Source organism: Agrococcus sp. AC640b (assembly GCF_979255995.1).
The window spans coordinates 41,057-60,764 of the sequence record NZ_CEEDMM010000013.1 but is presented as its reverse complement, the minus strand read 5'-3'; the positions used below and the strand labels follow the sequence as shown (position 1 = coordinate 60,764).

At 72.9% G+C, this 19,708-nt stretch carries 18 protein-coding genes; 8 read left to right on the top strand and 10 right to left on the bottom strand.

Annotation, left to right across the window (positions count from 1 at the left end; all coding sequences use genetic code 11):
• The coding region (purL, locus tag ACZ6H8_RS07045) for a phosphoribosylformylglycinamidine synthase subunit PurL (RefSeq protein ID WP_464145841.1) at window positions 1-2,281 on the top strand (2,281 nt) is incomplete at its 5' end.
• A gap of 24 nt (window positions 2,282-2,305) precedes the next feature.
• On the top strand, window positions 2,306-2,578 hold the full coding sequence (locus ACZ6H8_RS07040; protein WP_464145839.1) for a hypothetical protein: 273 nt from the start codon (window positions 2,306-2,308) through the stop codon (window positions 2,576-2,578).
• A gap of 98 nt (window positions 2,579-2,676) precedes the next feature.
• On the opposite strand, the gene ACZ6H8_RS07035 is transcribed toward ACZ6H8_RS07040, so the two are convergent.
• Window positions 2,677-2,967: a chorismate mutase gene (locus tag ACZ6H8_RS07035; protein WP_464145838.1), complete on the bottom strand. Its 291-nt coding sequence runs from the start codon at window positions 2,965-2,967 to the stop codon at window positions 2,677-2,679.
• A gap of 149 nt (window positions 2,968-3,116) precedes the next feature.
• Between ACZ6H8_RS07035 and ACZ6H8_RS07030 the strand changes: the two genes are divergently transcribed.
• Window positions 3,117-4,469 (top strand): hypothetical protein, encoded by a 1,353-nt coding sequence (locus ACZ6H8_RS07030; protein WP_464145836.1) that lies wholly within the window; start codon window positions 3,117-3,119, stop codon window positions 4,467-4,469.
• A gap of 211 nt (window positions 4,470-4,680) precedes the next feature.
• Here the strand turns inward: ACZ6H8_RS07030 and ACZ6H8_RS07025 are convergent, their stop codons facing one another.
• From ACZ6H8_RS07025 to ACZ6H8_RS07005, 5 genes are all read right to left on the bottom strand, one after another.
• Window positions 4,681-5,295: a GNAT family N-acetyltransferase gene (locus tag ACZ6H8_RS07025; RefSeq protein WP_464145834.1), complete on the bottom strand. Its 615-nt coding sequence runs from the start codon at window positions 5,293-5,295 to the stop codon at window positions 4,681-4,683.
• Window positions 5,296-5,450: 155 nt separating this feature from the next.
• Window positions 5,451-6,212, bottom strand: coding sequence for an ABC transporter permease (locus tag ACZ6H8_RS07020; protein WP_464145833.1), 762 nt, complete (start codon window positions 6,210-6,212; stop codon window positions 5,451-5,453).
• A complete protein-coding gene (locus ACZ6H8_RS07015) occupies window positions 6,209-7,033 on the bottom strand; it encodes an ABC transporter ATP-binding protein (RefSeq protein WP_464145831.1) in 825 nt (274 codons plus the stop codon). Before ACZ6H8_RS07015 ends, ACZ6H8_RS07020 begins: the two co-directional genes overlap by 4 nt.
• Complete coding sequence (locus ACZ6H8_RS07010; protein ID WP_464145829.1) at window positions 7,030-7,419, bottom strand: DUF1048 domain-containing protein; 390 nt, start codon at window positions 7,417-7,419, stop codon at window positions 7,030-7,032. The genes ACZ6H8_RS07015 and ACZ6H8_RS07010 overlap by 4 nt, the downstream gene beginning before the upstream one ends.
• Entirely contained in the window at window positions 7,416-7,775 is a 360-nt protein-coding gene (locus tag ACZ6H8_RS07005) for a PadR family transcriptional regulator (protein WP_464145827.1), read from the bottom strand. Before ACZ6H8_RS07005 ends, ACZ6H8_RS07010 begins: the two co-directional genes overlap by 4 nt.
• A gap of 177 nt (window positions 7,776-7,952) precedes the next feature.
• On the opposite strand from ACZ6H8_RS07005, the gene ACZ6H8_RS07000 reads away from it, so the two are divergent.
• Together ACZ6H8_RS07000 and ACZ6H8_RS06995 are read left to right on the top strand one after the other, a co-directional pair.
• A complete protein-coding gene (locus tag ACZ6H8_RS07000) occupies window positions 7,953-8,477 on the top strand; it encodes an adenine phosphoribosyltransferase (RefSeq protein ID WP_464145825.1) in 525 nt (174 codons plus the stop codon).
• Window positions 8,478-8,557: 80 nt separating this feature from the next.
• The gene (locus ACZ6H8_RS06995; RefSeq protein ID WP_464145823.1) at window positions 8,558-10,573 is read left to right on the top strand and encodes a S9 family peptidase; all 2,016 of its coding nucleotides are present in this window, start codon (window positions 8,558-8,560) and stop codon (window positions 10,571-10,573) included.
• A 63-nt stretch (window positions 10,574-10,636) separates the two neighbouring features.
• Here ACZ6H8_RS06995 and ACZ6H8_RS06990 read toward each other — a convergent pair whose 3' ends face one another.
• Window positions 10,637-11,887 (bottom strand): MFS transporter, encoded by a 1,251-nt coding sequence (locus ACZ6H8_RS06990; RefSeq protein ID WP_464145821.1) that lies wholly within the window; start codon window positions 11,885-11,887, stop codon window positions 10,637-10,639.
• 63 nt (window positions 11,888-11,950) lie between these two features.
• Between ACZ6H8_RS06990 and ACZ6H8_RS06985 the strand changes: the two genes are divergently transcribed.
• Window positions 11,951-12,988: a hypothetical protein gene (locus ACZ6H8_RS06985; RefSeq protein WP_464145819.1), complete on the top strand. Its 1,038-nt coding sequence runs from the start codon at window positions 11,951-11,953 to the stop codon at window positions 12,986-12,988.
• A 48-nt stretch (window positions 12,989-13,036) separates the two neighbouring features.
• On the opposite strand, the gene ACZ6H8_RS06980 is transcribed toward ACZ6H8_RS06985, so the two are convergent.
• The 3 genes from ACZ6H8_RS06980 to ACZ6H8_RS06970 all read right to left on the bottom strand — a co-directional run bounded on the left by ACZ6H8_RS06980 (window position 13,037) and on the right by ACZ6H8_RS06970 (window position 16,904).
• On the bottom strand, window positions 13,037-14,326 hold the full coding sequence (locus tag ACZ6H8_RS06980) for an adenylosuccinate synthase (RefSeq protein ID WP_464145817.1): 1,290 nt from the start codon (window positions 14,324-14,326) through the stop codon (window positions 13,037-13,039).
• A 135-nt stretch (window positions 14,327-14,461) separates the two neighbouring features.
• Window positions 14,462-16,282, bottom strand: coding sequence for an AMP-binding protein (locus ACZ6H8_RS06975; protein WP_464145815.1), 1,821 nt, complete (start codon window positions 16,280-16,282; stop codon window positions 14,462-14,464).
• An 85-nt stretch (window positions 16,283-16,367) separates the two neighbouring features.
• Window positions 16,368-16,904, bottom strand: coding sequence for a TetR/AcrR family transcriptional regulator (locus ACZ6H8_RS06970; RefSeq protein WP_464145813.1), 537 nt, complete (start codon window positions 16,902-16,904; stop codon window positions 16,368-16,370).
• 76 nt (window positions 16,905-16,980) lie between these two features.
• Here ACZ6H8_RS06970 and ACZ6H8_RS06965 point away from each other — a divergent pair, with 76 nt between their 5' ends.
• Window positions 16,981-17,667: a hypothetical protein gene (locus tag ACZ6H8_RS06965; protein ID WP_464145811.1), complete on the top strand. Its 687-nt coding sequence runs from the start codon at window positions 16,981-16,983 to the stop codon at window positions 17,665-17,667.
• On the top strand, window positions 17,664-19,688 hold the full coding sequence (locus ACZ6H8_RS06960; RefSeq protein ID WP_464145809.1) for a YhgE/Pip family protein: 2,025 nt from the start codon (window positions 17,664-17,666) through the stop codon (window positions 19,686-19,688). The genes ACZ6H8_RS06965 and ACZ6H8_RS06960 overlap by 4 nt, the downstream gene beginning before the upstream one ends.
• Window positions 19,689-19,708 lie beyond the last annotated feature (20 nt).

Below are 19,708 nucleotides of genomic sequence, written 5' to 3'. Positions count from 1 at the left end.
CGCCCGCCCCATCGCCGACACCGTCGAGCACGCGATCGCGACCCCGGAGAAGGAGCAGCCGTACGCGGCGCTCGGACTCAAGCCAGACGAGTACGAGCGCATCCGCGAGATCCTCGGCCGCCGCCCCACCTCCGGCGAGCTCGCGATGTACTCGGTGATGTGGAGCGAGCACTGCTCGTACAAGTCGTCGAAGCGGCACCTGCGCGTGTTCGGCGACAAGACGACCGAGCAGATGCGCGAGCGGCTCATGGTCGGCATGGGCGAGAACGCCGGCGTGCTCGATGCCGGCGAGGGCTGGGCGGTCACGTTCAAGATCGAGAGCCACAACCACCCGTCGTTCGTCGAGCCCTTCCAGGGCGCCGCGACGGGCGTCGGCGGCATCGTGCGCGACATCATCTCGATGGGCGCGCGCCCCGTCGCCGTCATGGATGCGCTGCGCTTCGGCGCCATCGACCACCCCGACACGGCGCGTGTCGTGCACGGCGTCGTCGGCGGCATCTCGTTCTACGGCAACTGCCTCGGCCTGCCGAACATCGGCGGCGAGACGGTGTTCGACGCCGTGTACCAGGGCAATCCGCTCGTGAACGCGCTCGCGGTCGGCGTGCTGCGCCACGAGGACCTGCACCTCGCGAACGCACGCGGCGCTGGCAACAAGGTCGTGCTGTTCGGCGCCCGCACCGGCGGCGACGGCATCGGCGGCGCCTCCATCCTCGCCTCCGACTCGTTCGACGCCGACGGCCCCGCGAAGCGTCCGGCCGTGCAGGTGGGCGACCCGTTCGCCGAGAAGGTGCTCATCGAGTGCTGCCTCGAGCTGTTCCAGGCGGGTCTCGTCGAGGGCATCCAGGATCTCGGCGCCGCAGGCATCTCGTGCGCGACGAGCGAGCTCGCCTCCAACGGCGACGGCGGCATGCAGGTCGAGCTCGACCACGTGCTGCTGCGCGACCCCACGCTCACGGCCGAGGAGATCCTCATGTCGGAGTCGCAGGAGCGCATGATGGCCGTCGTGACGCCCGAGAAGCTCGAGGCGTTCCTCGCCGTCACCGAGCGGTGGGACGTCGAGACGAGCGTGCTCGGCGAGGTCACCGGCACCGGCCGCCTCGTCATCACGCACGGCGGCGAGACGATCGTCGACGTCGACCCGCGCACCGTCGCGATCGACTCCCCCGTCTACGACCGCCCCATGCAGCGGCCCGAGTGGCTCGACGCCCTCAATGCCGACACGACCGCGCGCCTGCCCCGCTCGGAGGCCGCCGGTCTGCGCTCGGAGCTGCTCGCGCTCGCAGGCAGCCCCAACATCGCCGACCCGTCGTGGATCACCGAGCAGTACGACTCGTACGTGCTCGGCAACACGGCGCTGTCGATGCCCGACGACGCCGGCATGGTGCGCATCGACGAGGAGTCGGGGCTCGGGTTCGCCGTGTCGGTCGACGCGAACGGCCGCTACTGTCAGCTCGACCCGCGCGAGGGTGCGAAGGCGGCGCTCGCCGAGGCGTACCGCAACGTCGCCGCGACGGGCGCGAAGCCGCTGGGCGTCTCCGACTGCCTCAACTTCGGCAACCCCGAGGTGCCGTTCGTGATGTGGCAGTTCGCGGAGGCCGTCGACGGCCTCGCCGACGCGTGCGCCGAGCTCGGCATCCCCGTGACGGGCGGCAACGTGTCGTTCTACAACCAGACGGGCGAGACGCAGATCCACCCGACGCCCGTCGTGGGCGTGCTGGGCGTCATCGACGACGTCGCCCGCCGTGTGCCCGCAGGTTGGCAGGACGACGGCCTGCACCTGTACCTGCTGGGCACGACGCGCGACGAGCTCGACGGCTCCGCATGGTCGGGCGTCGTGCACGACCACCTCGGCGGCACCCCTCCGATCGTCGACCTCGCCGCCGAGAAGGCCGTCGCGTCGCTCGTGCAGGCCGCCGCGCACGACGGGCTGCTCGCCGCTGCGCACGACCTGTCGGAGGGCGGCTTGGGCGTGACGCTCGCCGAGGGCGCGCTGCGCTTCGGCATCGGCGCCCGCGTGTGGCTCGACGAGCTGTGCGAGCGCGACGGCGTCGACCTCACGGCCGCGTTGTTCTCGGAGTCGGGAGCCCGCATCCTCGTGGCCGTGCCGCGCGAGGACGACGTGCGCTTCCAGGGCATGTGCGCCGCGCGCGGCGTGCCGTCGATGCGCATCGGTGCGACGGATGCGACGACCGGATCGATCGAGGTGCAGGACGTGTTCACGATCGGCCTCGACGAGCTGCGCCAGACGCACGCCTCGACGATCTACGATCGCTTCGCCTGACCCGCGCCGGGCTAGCGTGATCGGATGCACGACGAGCACGGCGACGACCTCGACGCGCTCGCCGACCGCGTGCCGCTGGGCTGGAGCAGGCACACGGTCGACGGCCGCGCATGGGGCATCACGCGCGTCGACCACGCGGGCGGACGCTCGAGCACGATCGAGGGCGAGGAGCTCGGCGGCACGCGCCGCATGAGCGCCAACGTGTGGCGCACCGCATCCGGCACGCACCTCAAGCCGTGCGAGATGCCCGCCGAGCAGGTGCTCTCGGTGCTGCGAGCGCTGCCGCCGCGCGACTGACGCGGCCGGTCTCGCGCACGAGGTGACGCTCAGCGACGCTCGAGATGCACCCTGCACGCGGTGCGGCGCTCAGCGTCACCTCGCGCGCGGATCGCGCCTCAGGCCTGCCCTGCGGCGTGCTGCTCGTGGTGGTGGATGACCTCGGCGATGACGAAGTTCAGGAACTTCTCGGCGAACGCCGGATCGAGGCCCGACTCCTCCGCGAGCTGCCGCAGCCGTGCGATCTGCCGCTGCTCGCGGCTCGGGTCGGAGGCCGGCATGCCCTCGGCCGCCTTCAACGCGCCCACGGCCTGCGTGAGCTTGAAGCGCTCGGCGAGCGTGTGGATGAGCACGGCATCGACGTTGTCGATGCTGCGGCGGAAGCGGTCGAGCTCGTCGTGTGCAGACACCCCACCAGCCTACGACCGAGCGCACTCCGCATCGGAGGACGACGTCGAGCCCGCCCGCCTCGCGCCGGGATGAACGTTCGGTGTCGCGGCGGCGACGAGACGCCGATCGGGCGCGGGATCCGATGGTCTCGCACCTACCGTGGCGAGCGATGACGACCACCGAGCGAGCATCCACCGCCTCCGAGCGCGCGCAGACGCGAGCGCTGCGGCACGCGCGGTCCATCGCACGCCTCGCGCCCCGGTGGCGGAGGCCGCGCACGGTGTGGCTCGCGTTCGCGGTGCTGCAGGGCGCGACGATCGTCGCGTTCGCCGGGCACATGCTCGCAGGCGACACGCTCGGCGACCTGCCGCTGTACCGCGAGTGGGCCATGGATGCGTTCGAGGGTCGCGGCATCGTCGGCATCGACGAGGCGTGGGTGTATCCGCTGCTCGCGTGGCTGCCCATCGGGCTCGCGAACGTCGCATCGGCCCCCGCGTACCTCACGGTGTGGCTCGTGATGGTCATGGCGCTCGACGCCCTCGCGCTGCGGGCGCTGCTGGCGACGGGGTCGACGCGCGCCAGCCTCGCAGGGTGGGCGTGGCTCGGCATGCTGCTCGCGCTCGCCCCGGTGGCGCTGCTGCGGCTCGAGGGCGTGACGGCGCCGCTCGTGGGCGTGGCGATCGCGCTGCTCGCACGACGCCCATGGGTCGGCGGGGCGCTGCTGGCGGTCGCGACGTGGATCAAGGTGTGGCCGGCTGCCGTCGTCGGCGCCGCGGTCGTGGTGCTGCACGAGCGCATGCGCATCCTGCAGGCGGGCCTCGTGGTGACGGCGGGCGTCGTGATCGTGGCGATCGCGCTCGGCAACGCGGGCCTCCTCGCGTCGTTCGCGCTCGTGCAGGACGGCCGCAACCTGCAGCTCGAGGCGCCGCTGGCGACGCCGTGGGTGTGGATGGCGATGCTCGACGTGCCGGACGCCGCGGTGTTCCAGAACGTCGCGCTCGCCACCCGCGAGGTCGTGGGGCCGCTCGACTGGCTGGCGCAGGAGGCGTCGACGCCGCTCATGCTGCTCGCGACGATCGGTGCGCTCGTGCTCGCGCGGGTCGCGGTGCGCCGCGGCGCCGACCGCCACGAGACGCTGCTGACGGCGGCGCTCGTCGTGACGGTCGCGATGTTCGCGTGCAACCGCGTCGGGTCGCCGCAGTACATGCTGTGGATCCTGCCCGTCGCGGTCGCGGCGCTCGCGACGGTCGACGGCGCGGCCCAGCGATGGTGGCGACGGATGACGGCGACGCTGCTGGCGACGGGTCTGCTGACCACGATCATCTTCCCGATCGCGTACATGGCGCTCGTCGACCTGCAGGCGTGGGCGGTGGTGCTGCTCACGGCGCGCAACGTGCTGCTCGTCGTCGTGCTCGTCGCGGCCGCGCGTCGCATCGTGGTGCTCGCCGTGGGTCGCTCGACGCTCGATGCGGTGCGAGCGAGCCGCGCTGGCGGCATTCCCGAGCGGCGACGCGCGGCCTGACGCGCCGCGCCTCGCGTCGCGAGATGCGGTTGCCGTTCCGAGGTGCGCCTCTCCAACTGAGGTGCGGTGCCAACTCCACCTCGCTGGGAATGGCGCACCTCGGAATGGGAACCGCACCTCGGAACGGCAACCGCACCTCGGAACGGCAACCGCACCTCGGAACGGCAACCGCACCTCGGAACGGGAACCGCACCTCGGAACGGGAGGGCGGCTACGGGCGTCGCGCCGTGCGCACCCGCTCCACGAGGCCCTCGCGCACCGCCGGCCACTCGTCGACGAGGATCGAGTGCACCGCGACGTCGCGCCACGAGCCCGCCGCGTCCTGCCGCATGCGCCGCAGCACGCCCTCGAGCGTCGCGCCGAGCCGCACGATCGCGGCCCGCGAGCGCTCGTTGGCCGCATCGGCCTGGATGCGCACGCGCCCGAACCCGTGCGCGAACGCGTGGCCGAGCACGAGCAGCTTCGCCTCGGGGTTCACGGCCGTGCCCCACACGCTCGGCGCGTACGCCGTGAAGCCGAGGTGGCACTGCTCGGTGGCCTCGTCGAAGTCGGTGAGCGACGTCGTGCCCACGAGCCTGCCCGCATCCGCCCCCGACCGCAGCCGGATCGCGAACGGTCGCGCATGCCACGGATACGCACGCTCGGCCCACCGCGACCAGCCCTCGTCGGTCGCATCGAGCGCATCGAGCCCGCCGCCGTAGCCGGCGGCGAACACCTCGGGCACGCCGATCGCGTCGCGCAGCTCGAGCAGCAGGTCCTTCGTGAGCGGCTCGAGGCGCACGACGTCGCCCTCGAGCGTCGCCGGGTCGGGGATGCGTGCGGTCACGGATCCATCAGAGCACGGGATGCGGGTGCCGATGCTCGATCGGTGGCATGCGACTCGGTCACGGCCGCTCGAGTGCGCCTGCTCCCTTCGAGCCTCGCTGCGCTCGCACCTCACGGAGCGGGTCTCCACGAGGCGCGGGCCGCGAGGCGGCGGGCTCAGCGCACGCGGCGTCGGTACAGCAGCGTTGCGACGATCGTCGCGACGACGAGGACGCCGACCATCCACGCGAGCGCGATCCACAGCTCGCTGCCCACCTCGCCGCCTGCGAGCAGCGCGCGGATCGCGTCGACGATCGACGTCACGGGCTGATGCTCCGCGAACCAGCGCACGGGCCCCGGCATCGACGCGGTCGGCACGAACGCCGACGAGACGAACGGCAGCAGGATGAGCGGATACGAGAACGCGCTCGCCCCGTCGACGCTCTTCGCCGACAGCCCCGCGATGACCGCGACCCACGTGAGCGCGAACGTGAACAGCACGAGGATGCCGACGACGGCGAGCCAGGCGCCCACGCTCGCGCTCGAGCGGAAGCCCATGAGCAGCGCGGCGCCCACCACGACGGCGAGCGACACGACGTTGGCCACGATCGACGTGAGCACGTGCGCCCACAGCACCGACGACCTGGCGATCGGCATCGACTGGAACCGCTCCACGATGCCGCCCTGCAGGTCGAGGAACAGCCGGTACGACGTGTAGGCGATGCCCGATGCGACCGTGATGAGCAGGATGCCGGGCAGCAGGTAGTCGACGTAGGCGGCGTCGCCGACGTCGATCGCGCCGCCGAGCACGAACGTGAACAGCAGCAGGAACGCGATGGGCATGATCGCGGTCGTGACGATGGTGTCGGGGCTGCGCAGGATGTGGCGCAGCGACCGACCCGTGAGCGTCGCGGTGTCGGCGATGGCATGGCTGGTCATCGCCGGCGCTCCTCGGATGCGTGGTGCTCGGCCGCGCCGGCCCCGTCTGCCGCGCCGTCGTCGCCGACGACGGCGAGGAAGATCTCCTCGAGGCTCGGCTGCCGCTCCACCATCTCGACCGTCGCCTGCGGCAGCAACGCGCGCAGCTCGGCGAGGGTGCCGTCCTGCACGATGCGGCCGCGGTGCAGGATCGCGATGCGATGGGCGAGCTGCTCGGCCTCCTCGAGGTGCTGCGTGGTGAGCAGCACCGTCGTGCCTGCGGAGGCCAGCTCGCGCACCGCATCCCACACCTCGTTGCGCGCCTGCGGGTCGAGCCCGGTGGTGGGCTCGTCGAGCACGACGACGCGCGGGTCGCCGACGAGGCTCATCGCGATGTCGAGCCTGCGCCGCATGCCGCCGGAGTAGGTGGCGGCGCGGCGACGGCCGGCGTCGACGAGCGAGAAGCGCTCGAGCAGACGGTCTGCGACGCCGTTCGGATCGGGCAGGTGCCGCAGGCGGGCGACGAGCGCGAGGTTCTCACGGCCGGTGAGCACCTCGTCGACGGCGGCGAACTGGCCCGTGAGGCTCAGCGCCTCGCGCACCTGCTGCGCCGCGCCGCGCACGTCGTGGCCGGCGACCGACGCCGTGCCGGCATCCTGCCGCAGCAGGGTGGCGAGGATGCGCACGAGCGTCGTCTTGCCTGCGCCGTTCGAGCCGAGCAGGGCGACGATGCTGCCCGGGGCGACGTCGAGGTCGACGCCGCGCAGCACCGAGACGTCGCGGAACGACTTCTCGATGCCCCGCACGCGGATGGCGGGCGGCGCGAGGGTCGCGGCGGTCATCGCGGGCCGCCCGCGTCGTCTGGGCCGTCGCCGGCCTCGGCGATGGCGCCTGCGATCGTCGACGACAGGCGCGCTCGCTCCTTCTCGATCCAGCTGCCCTGCGGGTAGTTCGCGAGGAATGCCTCGGCGAACTCGACGGGGTCGTCGCCGACGATCGCGCGCACGGGCGTGGCGTCGGCGGCGCCCTGCTCGAGCAGGGTCGCGAGGTCGTCGAGCATGCGCAGCATCTGCGTGGCGTCGCTGCCTGCGCCGAGGTTGAGGAGGTAGCGCTCGAGCGCGTGCGCCGTGGTGCGGTACGGCTGCGCGAGGCTCTTCGCTCGAGCCTTGTAGTCGCGGTAGCGGCGCTTGTCGCCGAGGTCGCCGACGACCTTCTCGAAGATGTTCACGATGGCTCCTTGCTGGGCGTCGGGGTGCCGGGCGCGTCGTCGCGCAGGCCGGCGAGGCGGTCGGAGAGGAAGTCCCAGTTGGTCCAGAACTCCTCGAGTGCGGTGCGGCCTGCGCCATTGAGCGCGTAGACCTTGCGGGGCGGGCCCTTCTCGCTGGGCACCTTCGTGACGTCGACGAGGGCGCGCTGCTCGATGCGCACGAGCAGGGCGTAGATCGTGCCCTCGGCGATGTCGGCGAAGCCGCGGTCGCGCAGCTCGGCGGTGATCTCGTACCCGTAGGCGGATCGGCGTCCGAGGATCGCGAGCACGATGCCTTCGAGGATGCCCTTGAGCATCTCGGTCACCTGCTTCGGCATTCGGCGCTCCCCCGGTACTCAGTGTCGTTGACTACCAGTACATAGTGACACTGCATAGTGCGCATGGCAACCCCGACTGGTCACGCGTTCCCTTCGACTGGTCGCTCGTGGCTCCCCCGAGCGACCGATCACCGCACCGAGCGACCAGTCATCCCCCCGGGCACCTACCCTGGAGCGGTGCCGCATCCCTCCCCCGCCGACCTCGCCCGCGCCGAGTCGCTGATCGCGCAGACGCCGGACTTCCCGAAGCCGGGGATCCTGTTCCGCGACATCGCGCCGCTGCTCGCCGACGCCGAGGCGCTCGCGACCGTCACGGCCGCGCTCGTGGCACCCTTCGAGCACGACTTCGACCTCGTGGCCGGCGTCGAGGCTCGCGGATTCCTGCTCGCAGGCACGGCAGCCGCATCCACGAGCACGGGGCTGCTGCCCATCCGCAAGGCGGGCAAGACGCCGAATCCGGCGGCATCGGTCGACTACGCCCTCGAGTACGACGTCGCCACGATCGAGGCGTCCGGCGACCTCACCGGTCGGCGTGTGCTGCTCGTCGACGACGTGCTCGCCACCGGTGGCACCCTCGAGGCCGCCGTGACCCTCGTCGAGCAGCTCGGCGGCACGGTCGCCGGCATCGCGGTCGTGCTCGAGCTCGTCGACCTCGGCGGTCGCGAGCGCGTGCCCACCACCCACGCGGTCTTCGCAGCCTGAAGGATCTGAGGATCTCGGCCGCTTCTGACATCACAAGCGGCCGAGAACCTCAGATCCGTCGTGCCCGATACCGTCGAAGGATGGCTGAGACGCGCTTCGACGACTTCACCGACATCGAGGGGCTGCTGCGGCTCCCCCGCCTCGCCGGGCTCGCGGCAGGGCCTGGCGGGCGCCTCGTGGCGCAGATCCAGCAGGCGACCGACGACGGCTCGCGCTCGACCTCGTCGCTGTGGGACCTCGACCCCGCAGGCGCGCGCGATGCGCAACGCCTCACGTGGTCGGCCAAAGGCGAGTCGGCGCCGAGGTTCGCGCCCGACGGCTCGCTGCTGTTCCAATCCGCTCGGCCCGATCCCACGGGTGAGGCCGACGACGACGGGCCGGCGATCTGGCGCCTGCCGGAGCGCGGCGAGGCGCGCGTCGTCGCGACGGCGCCCGGCGGGCTGAGCCTCGTCGCCGTCGCCGACGACGGCACGCTGCTCGCGACGACGCAGGTGCTCGCAGGCGGATCGCTCGACGACGACGCCGAACGACGAGCCGAGCGCGCGTCCGCGAAGCGCACCACGATCTGGCACACGGGCATGCCCATCCGCTACTGGGATCACGAGCTCGGCGACGAGTCGACCCGGCTCGTGCTCGTCGCCCCCGACGGCACGCTGCGCGAGCTCACCCCGGGCGCCGACGCCGTCGCCCTCACGAACGCCTCCGCCGACCTCGCCCGCGATGGCTCGACGGCGGTGACGACGTGGACGACGCGCGTCGCCGGCGGCGAGACGCGCACGGGCATCGCCGCGATCGACGTGCGCACCCGCAGGCGTCGGATGCTGCTGAAGGCGACGGCCGCGCACGGCTGGTCGGGCCCGCGCCTCTCGCCCGACGGCACGCGCGTGGCCGTCACGCGCGACACGACGTCGACCCCGACCGACACGAGCTACGACTTCCTCGAGATCCACCCCGTCTGCGGCGGCGAGCCGGTGCGCGTCGACGTCGGCGACCTCACGATCGGCGCGTACGCGTGGGTCGACGACGCGCGGCTCGTCGTCAGCGGCGACCTGCACTCGCGCGGCGCCGTGCTGCTCGTCGATGCCGCGACCGGTGCGGTGCGCACCCTCGTCGACGACGCGCCGCACGGCGCGCTCGCGCCCGCCGCCGACGGCACGGCGGTCTTCGCCCTGCGCTCCGACATGGCATCGCCCGCCGCGCCCGTGCGCATCCCGCTCTCCGGGCGTAGCGCGGTCGCGGCCACGCCCATCTCCGCACCCGGCCGCATCGGCGCGTTGCCCGGCCGGCTCGAATGGGTCGAGGCCGACGTCGACGGCGTGCTCGTGGGCGGATGGCTGTGCACCCCGAAGGCGGCGACGTCGGCAGCGCCCGCGCCGGTCATGCTGTGGATCCACGGCGGCCCGCACGGCTCGTACAACGCGTGGAGCTGGAGGTGGAACCCGTGGCTCGCCGTCGCGCGCGGCTGGGCGGTGCTGCTGCCCGACCCTGCGATGTCGACCGGCTACGGCCACGAGGGCCTCAACCGGGGCTGGCCGCGCCTGCCCGACGTCGTGTGGCATGAGTGCGAGACGCTGCTCGACCGCGTGCTGACGAGGCGCACGCTCGATGCGACGCGCACGGCGCTGCTGGGCGCCTCCTTCGGCGGATTCATGACGAACTGGATCGCCGGGCACTCCGACCGGTTCGGCGCGATCGTGACGCACGCGGGGCTGTGGGCGCTCGACCAGCAGCATGCGACGACGGATGCGGCGGCGCACAAGGTGCGCGTGCACGGGCACCCCGACGACCTGCCCGAGTGGTACCGCGCGTACTCGCCGCATCACTCGGCATCCGCGATCACGACGCCGATGCTCGTCACGCACGGCAACCGCGACTACCGCGTGCCGGTGAGCGAGGCGCTGCGGCTGTGGTGGGATCTCGTCTCGGGCTGGCAGGGCGCGCCCGCCTCGATGCCGCACCGGTTCCTGCAGCTCACCGACGAGCATCACTGGATCCAGCGCCCCTCGAACGCGCTGACGTGGAACGAGACGGTGCTCGCGTTCTGCGCGCAGCACGTGCTGGGCGGCGACCCGATTCCCGACGCTCTACCCTGGTGACGCCCGACCGCTCGCTCATCTGAGGTTTTCGGCCCAATCTGGCATCAGATTGGGCCGAAAATCTCAGATGTGGGGGCCTGGGGCGGCGGGGCGGGGACGGAACGCGATCGCGAGGGCCGCGAGCGCGAACAGGGTCGCTGCGACCGCGAGCATCGGGACGACGCCCGTCAGCACCGCCACCGCGCCCGCGATCGGCGCGACCACCACGATGACCGCCCGGTTCGCCGCACGCATCGTCATGTTCACGCGCGCCTGCGCACCGTCGGGCGTGCGGGTCTGCCGGAACGTCATCTCGTGCGAGTTCGACGCCCCCATCGCGATGCCGTGCAGCAGCTGGCCAGCGGCGAGCACCACGGCAGCCGCGAGCTGCGACGACGCGACGAGCGCCGCGACCGTCATGACGAGCACCGCGATCGTCGACAGCGCATGGCACGCGGCGATCGTCGGCAACGCCCCGAGCCGCCGCCCCACGGCTCCCGTCACCGACGCGCCGACGACCGCGCCGATGCCTGCCGCGGCGAGCACGAGCCCGAACGCACCCGCGTCGAGCTCGAGCGCCGTGAGCGCGAACGGCGCCACGAGCACGCCGAGCACCGCGTTCGCCGCGAACCACACGTGCGTCGCGACGGCGAGGCGCGTGAGCGCCGTGCCGCGGTAGACGAGGCGGACGCCCTCCCCGACGTCGCGCAGCACGTCGCGCACGCCGCGGCCCCCGACTGGCGCAGGCTCGTCGACGCGGATGCGCGCCACCGCGAGCGCCGCGAACGCCGACGCGACGACGTCGACGAGCACCGCGTACGGCGCCCCCACGAGTCGCACGACGAGCCCGCCGAGCGCAGGCCCGCCCGACTGCGCGACGGCGTCGGCGGTGTCGATGCGTGCGTGCGCGCGCTGCAGGGCGTCGCCGGGGACGAGCCTGGGCAGGAACGCCATCGACGCGGCGTCGTTCACGACGGTCGCGACGCCGTAGGCGACCACGACGACGAGCAGCGACGGCAGCGTGAGCGCATCGAGCAGCCACAGCGCAGGGATGGCTGCCAGCAGCACCGCCCGCGCAGCGTCGCTCCACACCATGACCGGCTTCCGCCGCATCCGGTCGACCATCGCGCCGACCAGCAGCCCGACGACGAGGTACGGCAGCCACCTGGCGGCGCTCAGCAGCCCCGTGTCCGCCGAGTCGCCCCCGAGCGTGACGACGACGATCGTCTGCAGCGCGAGCAGCGTGACGTACGTGCCGATGCTCGAGGCCGACTCCGCCGCGAGCAGCCAGCGGAACGACCGCGGCAGGCGCGCATCGCGAGACGTGGTCGCCATGCACCCATCCAACATGCAGGCCACGTGGATGGAGCGATGCCGAGCGGCTGTCAGGCTGCTGCGATGCCGAATCTCGACGACACCCGACCCGATGCGGGCGGCGGGATGCCCGATGCGACCCCACGGCGACGCGTTCGTCGACGCGTCGCCGTCGCCGTCGCCGGGGCGGGCGCCGTCGCCGTGCTCGCGATCGGCGGCATCGCGATCGGCGAGTCGCAGCGCCCGGATCCGCGGGATCTCGTCGTCGCATACCTCGATGCGATCGCCGATGGCGACGTGGAGGCGGCGAACGCGCTCGCCCCCGACCCCGAGGAGCTGCCCGAGTCGGGGTCGCTGGCCGATGCCGAGCGCATCGTCGTGGGCGCCGTCGGCGCGCGCGGCATCCCCACGACGATCGAGGGCGACGACGGCGCGGCCGTCGACGTGCTCGCCTTCGAGGTCTCCTACGCGCTCGGCGGGATCGCATACGACGACCGAGTGGTCGTCGAGCAGCCGTCGGGGTGGTGGGTCGGCGAGACGTGGCGCATCCGCGACTCGCTCGCGCAGCGCGCGAGCCTGCGGCTGCAGGCGCCTGCGACGACCGTCGAGGTCTCGGACGGCTCGATCTCGGTCGAGGTCGAGTCGGCCGAGCCCACCACCCTCGCGCTCTACCCGGGCGTGTACCGGTTCGAGCCAAGCTCGTCGCCGCTCATCCGACTCGACGTCGCGCCCGAGCTCACGATCGCGGCGACGCCGGGCGCTGACCTCATCCTGCAGCCGCTGCCGATCCAGGCGACGTTCGCCGCCATCGGCGACGGCCTCGTCGAGGCCATCGCGCCATGCCTCGCAACCGCGCGCGACGACGGCGTCACGTGCGGCTTCCTCACCCTCTTCAGCGACGCGCCCTCGGACGCCGTCGTCACGTGGGCGCTCGAGGCGCCACCGTCGGTCGACACCGTCGGGAGCGACCCGTGGTCCTTCATCGCGACGGGCGTCGTCGTCGCGACGTACGTCGACGGCGACGGCGCCGCCGTGACGGAGCGCTTCGACGTGCGCGCACTGCCGATCGTCACGAGCATCTCGACCGACGACGTCGAGGTCGACGCTCGGTGGGGTGCGTGACGACGCCGGCTCGCCAGGCGGCGATGCGGCGAGGTCACATGCGCGGGTTCAGCCGTCGATGAGGTCGTGCCGCACGACGATGGCCTCGCGGTCGGGACCGACGCCGATCGCCGAGATGCGCGAGCCCGACATCGCCTCGAGCGCGAGCACGTAGTCCTGCGCGTTCTTCGGCAGGTCGTCGAACGAGCGGGCGCCCGAGATGTCCTCGCTCCAGCCGGGGAACTCCTCGTAGATGGGCGTCGCGTGGTGCACGTCGGACTGCGACACGGGCATCTCGTCGTGGCGCACGCCGTCGACGTCGTAGGCGACGCAGACGGGGATGCGCTCGATGCCGGTGAGCACGTCGAGCTTCGTGAGCACGAAGTCGGTGACGCCGTTCACGCGTGCCGCGTAGCGGGTGATGACCGAGTCGTACCAGCCGGTGCGGCGCGGGCGACCCGTGGTCGTGCCGAACTCGAAGCCCGTCGCACGCAGGCGCTCGCCCCACTCGTCGAAGAGCTCGGTCGGGAACGGGCCGGAGCCGACGCGCGTCGTGTACGCCTTCACGATGCCGATGATGCGGTCGAGGCGCGCCGGCGCGACGCCGGAGCCCGTCGCGGCGCCACCGGCGGTCGCCGACGACGAGGTGACGAACGGGTACGTGCCGTGGTCGATGTCGAGCATCGTCGCCTGGCCGGCCTCGAACACGACGATGTCGCCGCGGTCCATCGCCTGGTCGAGCTCGAGCGCCGTGTCGCCCACCATGGGGCGCAGGCGCTCGACGTACGACTGCAGGTCGTCGACGATCTCGTCGACCGTGATCGCGCGACGGTTGTAGACCTTCGTGAGCAGGTGGTTCTTGAGGTCGAGGGATCCCTCGACCTTCTGGCGCAGGATCGACGGGTCGAACAGATCCTGCACGCGCACGCCGACGCGGTTGATCTTGTCGGCGTAGGCCGGACCGATGCCGCGACCGGTCGTGCCGATGGAGCGCTTGCCGAGGAAGCGCTCCGAGACCTTGTCGAGCGTGCGGTGGTAGTCGGCGATGATGTGCGCGTTCGCCGAGATGCGCAGTCGCGACACGTCGACGCCGCGTGCCGACAGCGCCTCGAGCTCGTCGAACAGCACCTCGAGGTCGATGACGACGCCATTGCCGATCACCGGGACGACGCCGGGCGTGAGGATGCCGGACGGGAGGAGGTGCAGCGCGTACTTCTCGTCGCCGACGACGACGGTGTGGCCTGCGTTGTTGCCGCCGTTGAACTTCACGACGTAGTCGGTGCGGCTCGCGAGGAGGTCGGTGGCCTTGCCCTTGCCCTCGTCGCCCCACTGCGCCCCGAGGATCACGATGCCTGGCATGGGGTCCCCTTCTGCTTGGTCGGCAAGCGGGAGCCCGCTTGCACTCCACCCTATCCCGAGCCTCCTCGCCCCCTCCTGGCTGCGTCCACAGCGTCGCCGAAGGACGAGCGTCGATGGATGCGGCTCGGACCCGCGTCAGGCCGAGCCCGGCGCCGCGTCGCGCAGCGCGTCGTCGCGCCATTCGTGCGCCCGGATCTCGCCCGCGGCGACGCGCTCCTCGCGCTGCCGCAGCTCGACGCGGCGGATCTTGCCCGAGATCGTCTTCGGCAGCTCGGCGAACTCCACCCTGCGCACGCGCAGGTACGGCGCGAGGTGCTCGCGGGCGTAGCGGAGGATGTCGAGCGCCGTCGCCTCGTCGGGCTCGTGCCCGGCCGCGAGCACGACGTACGCCTTCGGCACCGCGAGGCGCACCGCGTCGGGCGCCGGCACGATCGCAGCCTCGGCGACGGCGGGATGCTCGAGCAGCACGCTCTCGAGCTCGAACGGGCTGATCTTGTAGTCGGAGGCCTTGAAGACGTCGTCGGTCCTGCCGACGTACGTCAGGGAGCCGTCGGCGTCGCGCGCAGCGATGTCGCCCGTGTGCACGAGGCCGTCCGCCATCGTCGAGGCCGTGCGCTCGGCATCCCCCACGTAGCCGGTCATGAGGTTCACGGGCTGGTCGCGCGCGTCGATGCACAGCTCGCCCTCGTCGGCCTCCTCGCCGGTGAGGGGGTCGACGAGCACGATGCGGCAGCCTGGCAGCGGCCGACCCATCGAGCCGTCGCGCACGGTCGTGCCAGGCGAGTTCGCGACGACGGCCGTCATCTCGGTCTGGCCGTAGCCGTCGCGGATCGTGAGCCCCCAGTGCCTGCGCACCTGCGCGATGACCTCGGGGTTGAGCGGCTCGCCAGCCGAGATCGCCTCGCGCAGGGCACCGGGGCCCTCGGAGAGGTCGGCCTGGATGAGCATGCGCCACACCGTCGGCGGCGCGCAGAACGACGTCACGCCCTCGCGCCGCATCGTGCCCAGCAGGCCTGCGGCGTCGAAGCGCGGCTGGTTGGCGACGAAGATCGTCGCCTCGGCGATCCACGGCGCGAAGAAGCAGCTCCAGGCGTGCTTCGCCCACCCTGGCGAGCTGATGGCGAGGTGCACGTCGCCGGGCCTGAGGCCCAGCCAGTACATCGTCGACAGGTGTCCCACCGGGTACGAGACGTGGGTGTGCTCGACGAGCTTCGGCCTGCTCGTCGTGCCGGAGGTGAAGTAGTGCAGCAGGGGGTCGCGGATGCCCGTGCCCGGATGCGGCAGCGGTGCGGCAGGGCGGTCGAACGCGTCGGCGTAGCGCAGCCAGCCGGCGTCGGGCGCGGCCCCGTCGCCGCCAGCCGCGCCCGTCGCGTCGGCGGCCTCCGCCGCATCCGCTGCCTCGTCGGCGACGTGGATGCGCACGAGGCCGTCTGCGAGACCGTCGAACTTGGCCACGTCGCCCGTGCCCGCGACCACGACGCGCACCGAGCCGCGCTGCAGCCGGTCGCGCAGGTCGGCGCCGCCGGTCGCGACCGTCGTCGGCAGGATGACGGCGCCGACCTTGATGAGCGCGAGCATCGACTCCCACAGCTCGACGCGGTTGCCCAGCATGAGCAGCACGGCGTCGCCGCGGCGCACGCCCTGCTCGACGAGCCACGCGCCGAGCTGGTTCGACCTCGCCGCCATCTGGGCGAACGTGCGCGCGGTGCGCGAGCCGTCCTCCTCGACGATCACGAGCGCCTCGCGGTCGTTGCCTGCCGCGATCGCGTCGAACCAGTCGATGCCCCAGTTGAACGTGGTGCCGACGTCGGGCCACGCGAAGGTCGCGACCGCCTGGTCGTAGTCGTCGCGGAGGGCCACGAGCAGGTCGCGGGCGGTGCGCAGGGCCTGCGTGCCCGGCGCCTGGGTGCCCGAGGCCTGCTGGCTCGGTGCGGTGGTGACGTCGTCGTCGGGCATGCGGGCTCCTCGTCGGCGGGACTGCTCACCCCATGCTGTCGACCCGGCGCAGCGGGCGCCAGCCCACGCCCCACGCCCCGCCTCCTCAGTCGACGACGGCCGCGACGCTCTCTGCGATCGTCCGCTCGGGCTCGAAGACGGCGCGCTCGAAGGCGACCATGACCATGGCGCCCACGACGGCGGAGGCGCGCAGCGTCGAGGCACGAGGCGCGCCGTCGGCGACGATGGCGTCGGCGACGAGCGTGAAGAGGGCGGTGCGGTACGCGGCGAGCGACTCCTGCCACGGCCGGTCGGTGCGGAAGAGCTCGCCGGCGACGACCTTCGCGACGGTCGGCCGCTCGTCGACGCCCTGCAGGAAGGCTGTGACGACGGCCCGCAGCGCGCCGCCTGGCTGCGCGGCGGCGAGCGCGTCGCCGAGGCGGGCCGAGGTGCGGGCCACGGCCTCGGCGAGCACCGCCTCGAACACGGCGTCCTTGCTGGGGAACGAGTAGTACACGCTGCCCTTCGCGACGCCGGCGCGCTCGGCGATGTCGTCGACGGTCGTCGCGGTCACGCCGCGCTCGGCGGCGAGCGCTGCGGCGGCGTCGAGCACCTTCGCGCGGCTCAGGTTCGGGCGGGGCATGCTGCACCTCTCGGCAATACTTGTACTGACCAGTCAGTTTAGTTTACCATCGACGAGTCGCGAGAGGGAGTGCGAGATGGACGTTCGGATGCAGCAGGTCGCCATGGGGAGGGCGCTGCCGCCGACGGATGCGCGCTTCGCATCCGGCGAGGCGACCCTCGTGGTCGTCGAGACCGAGCAGCGCCCCACCGTGCTCGGGCTCATCGCCGCGGGCCGCATGGTGCCCAGCACCGGACGCGTGCTGCTCGACGGCGCCGAGGACCGCCGCGGCCTGCGCGCACGCGTCGCGCTCGTCGACGCGCCCCGCGCCTCCGACCCCGACCCCGCCGTGACGCTCGCGGGCGCGATCGCCGAGGAGCTGTTGTTCGCAGGCGTGCCAGGCGACCCCCGCAGCGTTCGCGCATGGGCGGCGCAGCTCGACGTGCTCGCCGACCTCGACGTGCCCATCGCCGACGTCGCCCCCGCCACCCGCACCCGCGTGCTCGCCGAGCTCGCGATCCTGCGCGACGACGTCGAGGCCCTCGTGCTCGCGAGCCCCGACCGCCACGGCGGCGATCCCCACGACTGGTGGGCGCTCGCCCGCTCGCTCGCCTCCCGCGGCTTCGCGGTGCTCGTGCTCGCGAGCCCCGCATCCGCCCGCGTGCTGCACGCGACGGGCGAGCTGGATGCGGCGGCGGGCGAGCCCGCGGGATCGGCGAGCGACGCGCTGGCCACCGCATCCGCATCCGCATCCGCATCCGCATCCGAGGAGCAGGCCGCATGACCGTGCCGCAGATCGTGATCGCCGAGCTGCGCAGGCTCGTCGCGACCCCCATGGCGCGCATCGCGCTGCTCGCGCTGTGCACCGTGCCGCTGCTGTACGGCGGCCTGTACCTGTGGGCGAACCAGGACCCCGAGGGCAGCCTCGACGCCGTGCCCGTCGCGCTCGTCGTCGCCGACGCCGGCGCGACCGACGACGACGGCACGGCACGGGTCGTCGGCGACGAGGTCGCCGAGCAGCTCGTCGACTCCGGCGACTTCGACTGGCACCGCGTCACCGCCGCGAGCGCTGCCGCAGGTGTCGCAGACGGCACGTACGACTTCTCCGTGACGCTGCCGGCCACCTTCTCCGCCGACCTGCTCAGCGCCTCCGGCGACGACCCGCGGCAGGCACGCATCGCGCTCGAGACGAACGACGCGAACGGCTACCTCGCCGGCACGATCGGCGAGCGCGCGACCGACGCGATCCTCGCCTCCGTGCAGGAGTCCGTCGGCGAGGAGGCCGCCGGACGGCTGCTGCTGGCGATCTCCGACATCCGCGACGGCATCGTCGACGCCTCCACCGGCGCCGGCGACCTCGCAGCAGGCGCCTCCGACGCGCACGCCGGATCGACGACGCTCGCCTCCGGCACGGCCGAGCTCGCCACCGGGGCGGATGCGCTGGCCTCCGGCACCGAGCAGGTCGCCTCGGGCGCGCAGCAGCTGGCAGACGGTGCAGCGCCGCTCGCATCGGGCCTCGCGACGCTGCAGTCGTCGACCTCCACGCTGCCCGCCGACGCCGCAGCGCTCGCCTCCGGCGCGCAGCAGGTGGCCGACGGGAATGCGCAGGTGGCCGCCGTCGGTGCGCAGGTCGCGTCCGTCACGAGCGGGCTCGCCGCCGACGTGCCGCAGACGCGCACCGACATCGTGGCCGCGCTGCAGGCAGCGGGGCTCGACGACGCCGCGATCGCGCAGGCGCTCGCACCTCTCGACGAGCTCGGCGCGGCGGTCGTCGACGGCGACGGGCGCGTGCAGGCCGCCTCCGGGCAGCTGCAGCAGCTGTCCGCCGGTGCGCAGCAGGTCGCCGATGGCGCCGCACGGCTCTCGACCTCCGCGCCGCAGCTCGCGGGCGGCATCGCGCAGGCGGCGGATGGCGCCTCGCAGCTCTCCACGGGAGCGGCGACGCTCGCGACCGGCGCCGCGTCGGCCTCCTCGGGCGCGACGACGCTCGCATCCGGCGCGCACGACGCCGCAGACGGCGCATCCGCGCTCGACGGTGGGCTCGCGCAGCTCGACTCGGGCGCCGCCGAGCTCTCCTCGGGGCTCACCGAGGCCGTGGGCGAGATCCCGGCCTCCACCGCATCCCAGCGTCACGAGCAGGCCGACACGATCGCCGACCCCGTCGCGCTCGACGCCGATGCTTTGACCAGCGCGGGCTCGTACGGCGAGGGGCTCGCGCCGTTCTTCCTGTCGCTCGCGGCATGGATCGGCATCTACGCGCTGCTGCTGATCGTGCACCCCGTGTCGCGGCGAGCCGTGACGGCCCTGCGCTCGCCCATCCGCGTCGGCATCGCATCGTGGCTCGCACCCGCGTCGCTCGGTGCGCTGCAGATGGTCGCGCTCTTCGGCATCGTCACGCTCGCGCTCGGGTTCACCCTCGCGGTGCCGTGGGGCGTGCTCGGCGTCATGCTGCTCGCCTCCGCCGTCTTCGCCGCGATCATCGTCGCCCTCAACGTGTGGCTCGGCTCCGTCGGCCAGTTCCTCGGGCTCGTGCTCATGGTCGTGCAGCTCGTCACGGCAGGCGGCACCTTCCCATGGCAGACCCTGCCCGGCCCGCTCGCTGCACTGCACCACGCGATGCCCATGACGTACGCCGTCGAGGCGCTGCGGCAGGCGATGTACGGCGGATCGGCGGCGATCGGGTGGCACGACGCGATCGTGCTCGCGCTGTTCGGCGTCGTGGCGCTCGCGCTCGTCGTCGTGGGCGTCGCCCGCATGATGGATCACCGCACGCTGCGCGACCTGCAGCCGAGCCTCATCGGGTAGGGGTCCGGCGCATCGCCGTC

Coding starts and splice junctions, on each gene's coding strand:
- ACZ6H8_RS07030 (WP_464145836.1), top strand. CDS start 3,117: ATGACGACCACCGAGCGAGCATCCACCGCCTCCGAGCGCGCGCAGACG.
- ACZ6H8_RS07020 (WP_464145833.1), bottom strand. CDS start 6,212: ATGACCAGCCATGCCATCGCCGACACCGCGACGCTCACGGGTCGGTCG.
- ACZ6H8_RS06980 (WP_464145817.1), bottom strand. CDS start 14,326: ATGCCAGGCATCGTGATCCTCGGGGCGCAGTGGGGCGACGAGGGCAAG.
- ACZ6H8_RS06990 (WP_464145821.1), bottom strand. CDS start 11,887: ATGGCGACCACGTCTCGCGATGCGCGCCTGCCGCGGTCGTTCCGCTGG.
- ACZ6H8_RS07015 (WP_464145831.1), bottom strand. CDS start 7,033: ATGACCGCCGCGACCCTCGCGCCGCCCGCCATCCGCGTGCGGGGCATC.
- ACZ6H8_RS06975 (WP_464145815.1), bottom strand. CDS start 16,282: ATGCCCGACGACGACGTCACCACCGCACCGAGCCAGCAGGCCTCGGGC.
- ACZ6H8_RS06960 (WP_464145809.1), top strand. CDS start 17,664: ATGACCGTGCCGCAGATCGTGATCGCCGAGCTGCGCAGGCTCGTCGCG.
- ACZ6H8_RS06965 (WP_464145811.1), top strand. CDS start 16,981: ATGGACGTTCGGATGCAGCAGGTCGCCATGGGGAGGGCGCTGCCGCCG.
- ACZ6H8_RS07005 (WP_464145827.1), bottom strand. CDS start 7,775: ATGCCGAAGCAGGTGACCGAGATGCTCAAGGGCATCCTCGAAGGCATC.
- ACZ6H8_RS07040 (WP_464145839.1), top strand. CDS start 2,306: ATGCACGACGAGCACGGCGACGACCTCGACGCGCTCGCCGACCGCGTG.
- ACZ6H8_RS06995 (WP_464145823.1), top strand. CDS start 8,558: ATGGCTGAGACGCGCTTCGACGACTTCACCGACATCGAGGGGCTGCTG.
- ACZ6H8_RS06970 (WP_464145813.1), bottom strand. CDS start 16,904: ATGCCCCGCCCGAACCTGAGCCGCGCGAAGGTGCTCGACGCCGCCGCA.
- ACZ6H8_RS06985 (WP_464145819.1), top strand. CDS start 11,951: ATGCCGAATCTCGACGACACCCGACCCGATGCGGGCGGCGGGATGCCC.